Consider the following 6736-nt stretch of genomic DNA (forward strand, 5'->3'; position numbering starts at 1 on the left):
AATTCTGTTGAACTTTTTTACAAGCTAGTCAAGTCAAAGATATTTTTGCAAGAGTAAATGTAGTTTTTCTTTCGTTGCAGCATCCGCTTTATCTAAGGGTGTAAGTATGGAATATTTTAAAGCAGAATGAGCCGTAGATTCTGGAGGGTTGGCATTTAGTTTTTTAACAGTTTCTTGAATTACTTTTTGAGCGTTAACAGCATTTTTCTGTAGGTTTGCTATTACCATTTCTACAGTTACGCTGTCATGATCGGGATGCCAACAATCATAGTCTGTTACTAAAGCTAGAGTTGCGTAAGCAATTTCTGCTTCTCTGGCTAATTTCGCCTCTGGAAGATTGGTCATGCCAATTACGGTTGCATCCCAGCTACGATATAAATTAGATTCTGCTTTGGTAGAAAATGCAGGACCTTCCATACATACATAAGTACCACCACGATGCAGATTAACGTTAGGTAAGTTTAAATTAGCCACTGCATCCCCCAAGATAGCAGCTAGTTTATCACATACAGGATCGCCAAAAGCAATATGAGCCACTAACCCTTCACCAAAGAAGGTGGAAATACGGTTTTTAGTGCGATCGATAAATTGATCGGGAACAACCATATCAAGAGGTTTGGCTTCTGCTTTGAGAGAGCCTACTGCGGAAGCGGAAATGATGTATTTTACCCCCAATTGCTTCATGGCGTGAATATTGGCACGAAAGGGCAATTCTGAAGGTAATAAGTGATGGTTGCGTCCATGACGGGCTAAAAAGGCTACAGTAGCATCTTCTAACTTACCTACTATTAAAGCATCAGAAGGCTCGCCGAAAGGAGTGGTTAATTTTACTTCCTCTACATCCGTTAGCGCATCCATTTTATATAAACCGCTACCGCCAATAACTCCGATTTTTGCTGTTGTCATTTTGTTTGTTCTTTATTTTGTTGCTGTAGAAAACAGATTATTTTAAATTAAACTTCATCTGCACCAAAATACTCATCTATTTATATCTTGGAATTTATCTAGCAACTTGTTTCGATCTATATTTTTAATATCTTGATTTAGCGATCGCAATTTTAACTCATACTGAATATAATAAGGGAAACTGGAGAAATGATTAATATTGCCTCAGAATCAGAATTACAGACACAATAAGCTGCTATTGCTCTCTATTTAATTATTAATAGCGAACAGGATTACGATCTTGCTGTTGAAAGACTTAACTATCTACTCGATCTAGTCAGAGATGATGAAACTTATCCTCTTTAAGGTTTATTAGATACTTTGGGTATTTTAAGAAAAGTTTAGGAATGCTAATTTGAAACCAATGAAAGCAAAAGATTTTATTAAACGAGGAAGGAAAAAAGCAGAAGCACAAAATTTATCAGATGCTATTAAGGATTATAATAACGCTTTACAAATCGAGCCAGATAACTATGATGCCTATAATGGTCGTGGGATTATTTATCTAGAACTACTAGAATTAGATAAAGCGATTGCAGATTTTACTCAAGCTACTCAATTACAACCAGATAATCCAATTAGCTATCAAAATCGTAGTATAGTTTATTTTCAATTAGAGCAATATCAACTTGCCATTTGCGATCTAAGTTCGATATTACGTCTCGATCCTAATAATGTAGAAATTTATGTTGCGAGAGGAGATTCTTATCGTAGTTTAAAAGATTGGCAAAATGCAATTTATGATTATACTCAAGCTCTCAAACTTAACTTAAATAATTCAGAAACTTATTTTAAACGAGGTTTTTGTTATCTCAAATTACAACAAATAGAATTAGGTATTGAAGATTTTACTCAAGCAATTAAAATTAATCCACAAAACGAGAAAGCTTATTTTTATCGAGGTGGAATATATACAGCTATTAATCAAATTGAATTAGGAATACAAGATTTGAATCGAGCAATAGAAATTAATCCAGATTTTGCTGATGCTTATCATACTAGAGTTGGCTGCTGGCTGTTACTGGGAGATTTAGAAAAAGCACTAAAAGATATCAATGAAGTTATAGAAAAAGAACCTAAATCAGCACAAGCCTATTGTAATCGTGGGACAATTTATGCCGATCTAGAAAATTACGAACAAGCAGTTAAAGACTACAATAAAGCATTATTTATCGATTCTGATTACATTGATGCTTATACAAATAAAGCTATAACAAACCTAGAATTAAAAAATTATCATCAAGTAATTAAAGACTATAGCAAAGCGATTCAAATCGAAAATAAAAATTCAGAATCATATTATGGACGTGCCTGTGCTTATTATCAATTAAAGCAATATGCTGAAGCTATCAAAGATTGTAGTAAAGCCATTAAATTAAATCTTGAATATGCAAATGCTTATTTTCTTAGAGGTGATAGCTATTCTTATTTAGGAAATAAACAAAAAGCACTACAAAATTATCATCAGGCAGCAGAATTATATCAACAACAAAATCAATTAAATGAATATCAAAAAGTTAGTAAATTAATAGAAAAACTAAACTATGATATGTGAGCGATCGCCTCAATTAAACTAACTCAAAAGAAATCGCATCTGAAACCCTTAACAATTAATAAAATTAATTCTGATTATCTTGTTGTGTTGGGTTGATTTTTGAAATACTTGTCTGATTTGTAGGTGTTTCCGATGAACTTAAAAGCTGTTTTAAAACAGTAAGTAACGAAGTTAAATTACCTTCATTGAGTAAGGTTTCAATTAAAGACAAGCCACTGGTAGAAAGTAATAACTTGTTAATATCTCCTATATTGCCATTTCCGCTACTACTATTTCCACCAGGAAAAGCATAAATTTTAGTTTCCCCTAAGACTCCAGGTTGAGGAGCAAGGGATTGCATGATCTCTGGTAATTTTCCTGCTAATTCTGGCCAAATCATCTTAATTAATTCCGCAGTTCTGTTAGCATCATTGAGGGAGTTTTCAGCTTCAATTAAAGCTTTTTTACCTTCTGCTTCTGCTAAGGCTTTGTATTGATTTGCTTCTGCTAAAGTGCGAATCGATTCTGCTTCTAATTCGGCTGCTTGACGAGCAATTTCCGCTTGTCTTTTACGACGAAAAACATCTAATTCAACCACGTTTTGATCGTTAATTCTTAGCTGGGCTGCTTCTTGTTCTGCTGCAATGATAGAGAGTCTTTGTTCTCTTTCTGCTTGTTCGATTTCTGTCGCGGTAATAACGGCTGCTTCTGCTTGCGCTCTTTCTGCTTCGGTATTAAAGCGTTCCCGTTCTTTTTCGGAAATTGCGATCGCAGCTTCTTGTTGAGCTATTTGTGATGTTTGTTCTGCTTGAGCGACTTCTATTTTAGCAGTTAAACGAGATGCTTCGACAATTTTCTGACGATTTATTTCGGCTACTTCTGATTCTTGTTGTTGCAGTGCTTGGGCTATTTTTAATTCTTTATTTTTTTCTTCTAAAGCTATATCGGCTGTAATTTGTCGATTTTGAATTGCTAATTGTTGTTGAATTTTTGATTCTTCTACGGCTTTTTGACGGTTAATTTCGGCTACTTCTGCTGCTTGTTGTTGCAGTGCTTGAGCTATTTTTAATTCTTTGTTTTGTTCTTCTAGGGCGATATCTGCTTCGATTCTACTTTGCTGTACTGCTAGCTCTTGCTGAATTTTTTCTTCTTCAACTACTTTATCTTGTAAAATCTTATTCCTTTCAATTTTAGCAATTTCTTGGTCTTGAGCTTCTTGAATTTCTCTTTCTGTTTTGGCTTTGAGGAACTCTACTTCTTTTTGTTGATTGAGATTGGCATTTTCTTTTTCTTGGGTAATCTGTAAGGCTTGTTTTTCCGCAGCTAATTCTTGTTGCTTAATGGCTAATTGAGTATTAAGTTCTAATTCTTTCTTTTCTTGATTGGTAGTTAATTCTACCTCCATTTTTTGTTTGATAGAACGCTGAATAGTTTCGGTTCTTAATTTAACACCTTGAGCATCAAAAAAGTTGTTTTCATCGTAGGTATCGCTTTCTTCAATTTCTGAAATCGCTATATTATTTAGGGTCAAACCAACTTTCTTTAAATCCTGTTGAATCAAGTTTAAAACTTCATCGGCAAAGCCTAGTTTATCAGAATCAATTTCGGCAATACTTTTACGTTTAGCTGCTGCACGAATCGCATCATCGGCTCTTTTCTCTAATGCTTCTTTGATATCTATTTCAGAAATTTTACCCTGTTTGGATAATCTAGCTGCTGCGGTTAAAACATCTTGTTCATTGGCATTAATACAGACATAAAATGTCACTCGCATATTAGCTCGTAAATAGTCTTGAGTCCTAACTGCTAACTTTCCAGTGCGTTCGACATCAATAGAAATTTCTCTTAGAGGTACTCTAGTTATTTCATGAAAACCAGGTAAAACAACACATCCTCCATTGAGAATTACCATTTTATCTTTTTTAATTACCCCTCCTGTTCTCACAAAAGCTTCGTTGTTAGGAGTAATAGTATAAACCCTAGTGTAAGCAAAGACACTCAATAAAATAAATAACAGAATCACCCCAGCTACGCCAGGAATAATTAACGCACCACTCATTTGCGCTAGCTTTGGTTGTATGGGTTGAGTTGTAATAGTTTGTATCATCAGATTATTTTCCTTGGCAGAGACAAATTTTAGATTACTTATATTATTAACTGCTGTTGGGGTTATTGTATTTTCTAAAGATAAATGTTGAATTAAAGTTAACCAAAATAGCATTATAATTACTTCCTTAATAAAATAAGTTGATATATTTTTTACTTAACAATTAATTGGTGTCTTGCTGGTAATTATTCAACCATTGTTCTCGATCTAATCCTTCACTTTTAATCACCAAATAGTACTTTTCTGTTTGTTCAATAACTAAAACCTCTTGACCATTTACAGGTATTTCTTGCGCCCAAGAAGGTAAACATACCGCTACTGTTACTAAATTGTTAGCAGGGTCGAGAATATCTGCTTGAGCAATACTTTTATTACCCTCATAAGGTACTTGTTTAGATGCCACATTTCCCACGCAACCAATCAAGCGATCGCTACTAATATCTTCACCAAAAGATGCAAAAATTTTACCTAAAGGACGAGCAAAGAAACTGCCAATAGATAAACTAATGCTCAAGGAAATTAGTAAGATTAAACCACCTAAACCAATCAGATTAGTAGGGATGCTACCAGTCAAACCGCCTACTACAATATTGAGTATCCAACCAGTTAAGCCCCAAAAGCTAAAATCTATCGCCAACAGCAGAATTAAAGGAGCTTTGCCAAAACCCAACCAGCCTAAAAACGCTAAGGTACTAAAATCTCCATCACCATCAATATCCGCGTCTGCATCCAGATCGAGATCGGCATCTACATCAGCATCTAAATCGAGATCGTCATCTCCACCACCTGAAATGATTACTAGCAGAAACAAAGCTATCCCAATACCCAAAAATATCCAATAAGAGAGATTGGCAGGATCGAATAACATTTAACTTAGAAAGCCCTCTAGACAAAACTTTACTTTCTAAGCTAGCCGTTATGTAGAGAATTTGGGTAAAAGATACGGAAATTTTTAACGATCGATTTTAAAACGTTTTGCGTTCAAACCTATATCGAAAGTGGATTTTTACCAAGACGATATCCCAAACCATGAACAGTTTCAATGAAATCACTAGGCACACCAGCACGTTTGAGTTTTTGTCTTAAACCACGAATATGAACTTTAACTGTATCTTCTTCGGGAGGCTCTTCTAAAGACCAAATGCGATCTATAATTACCGAACGACTTAAAACTCTTCTACCGTTGCGTAAGAGAAGTTCTAATACGCTATATTCTTTGGGAGTTAGATGTATTGGTCTACTGCATTCAACTTAAAAGCAAGCGAGCCTAGAGCTTAGAGCTTTAAGAAGATAAAACAGACAAGATTGTAATCACAGCCAGACGAATCATCATTAGCTAATTTGTAATTGGTTTACTGTTAGTCTTGTTGGTTTTATGGCTTTGCAGCACAAATTTGGAGAAATTATTGCGGATAGATATAAAATTATTAATATTTTAGGTGAAGGCAATAGTGGTATTACCTATCGGGTAGAAGACTTACAAACGAAGCAACAAATCGCACTCAAGGCTTTTTCTTTTCAGCAGATGACTGAGTGGAAAATGATGGAGTTGTTTGAACGAGAAGCACAAATTCTCAAACAATTAAATCATCCTGCTATTCCTAGTTATTTAGACTATTTTCAAGTAGATACAGAAACGGAAAAAACTTTTTATATTGCACAACAATTAGCTGAAGGTGAATCTTTAGCTACTTTGGTGACTAATGGTTGGCGTGGCGACGAAACAGAAGTTAAACGTATCGCTATTGAGTTATTAAAAATTCTGGTTTATCTTCACTTACAAAAACCATCCGTAATTCATCGCGATCTGAAACCGCATAATATTATTCTGGGCAATGATGGCAAGATTTTTTTAGTTGATTTTGGTGCAGTTAAGCATACTTATACCAATTTCCTAAAGTCCAGCTACAGATAATGCATCGAAAATGAAATCAAATCCCGTAATGGAAGCGATATCTGCTTGAGTAAATTCAGCTAAGATATTTGCTAGTTTTCTTCTTAAAAAATCTAGGGAATCAAAGACTTTATTTTTCAAGAATTTTTTGACTTCTTTCCACAATCTTTCAATCGGATTAACGTTACTGACAGTAAGGAGGTTGAAATAACAAAATAATATTATCAGGTATAGACAAATCCAAACCGAGATGTGC

General features: G+C 34.6%; 5 protein-coding genes and 2 pseudogenes. 2 read left to right on the forward strand and 5 right to left on the reverse strand.

The annotated features are described in order from the left end of the window. Positions 1-33 precede the first annotated feature (33 nt). Positions 34-906, reverse strand: a complete 873-nt coding sequence (locus H1P_RS11690; protein WP_144867297.1) for an S-methyl-5'-thioadenosine phosphorylase — start codon at positions 904-906, stop codon at positions 34-36. A gap of 403 nt (positions 907-1309) precedes the next feature. On the opposite strand from H1P_RS11690, the gene H1P_RS11695 reads away from it, so the two are divergent. Beyond that, positions 1310-2500: a tetratricopeptide repeat protein gene (locus H1P_RS11695; protein ID WP_144867298.1), complete on the forward strand. Its 1191-nt coding sequence runs from the start codon at positions 1310-1312 to the stop codon at positions 2498-2500. A 64-nt stretch (positions 2501-2564) separates the two neighbouring features. Here H1P_RS11695 and H1P_RS11700 read toward each other — a convergent pair whose 3' ends face one another. From H1P_RS11700 to H1P_RS11710, 3 genes and pseudogenes are all read right to left on the reverse strand, one after another. Further along, entirely contained in the window at positions 2565-4700 is a 2136-nt protein-coding gene (locus H1P_RS11700) for a flotillin family protein (RefSeq protein WP_144867299.1), read from the reverse strand. Positions 4701-4749: 49 nt separating this feature from the next. Then, positions 4750-5454 carry an OB-fold-containig protein gene (locus tag H1P_RS11705; RefSeq protein WP_144867300.1) on the reverse strand — a complete coding sequence of 235 codons (705 nt, stop codon included), beginning with the start codon at positions 5452-5454 and terminating at the stop codon, positions 4750-4752. 119 nt (positions 5455-5573) lie between these two features. Then, a pseudogene (locus H1P_RS11710) lies at positions 5574-5819 on the reverse strand (winged helix-turn-helix domain-containing protein); the annotation flags it as partial. A 142-nt stretch (positions 5820-5961) separates the two neighbouring features. Here H1P_RS11710 and H1P_RS11715 point away from each other — a divergent pair. Beyond that, positions 5962-6501, forward strand: coding sequence for a serine/threonine protein kinase (locus H1P_RS11715; protein ID WP_144867301.1), 540 nt, complete (start codon positions 5962-5964; stop codon positions 6499-6501). Here H1P_RS11715 and H1P_RS37390 read toward each other — a convergent pair. After that, positions 6481-6736 (reverse strand): annotated as a pseudogene (locus H1P_RS37390) (hypothetical protein); the annotation flags it as partial. The gene H1P_RS11715 and the pseudogene H1P_RS37390 overlap by 21 nt on opposite strands.

Origin of the sequence: Hyella patelloides LEGE 07179, from assembly GCF_900659865.1 — a bacterium.
GTDB lineage: Bacteria > Cyanobacteriota > Cyanobacteriia > Cyanobacteriales > Xenococcaceae > Hyella > Hyella patelloides.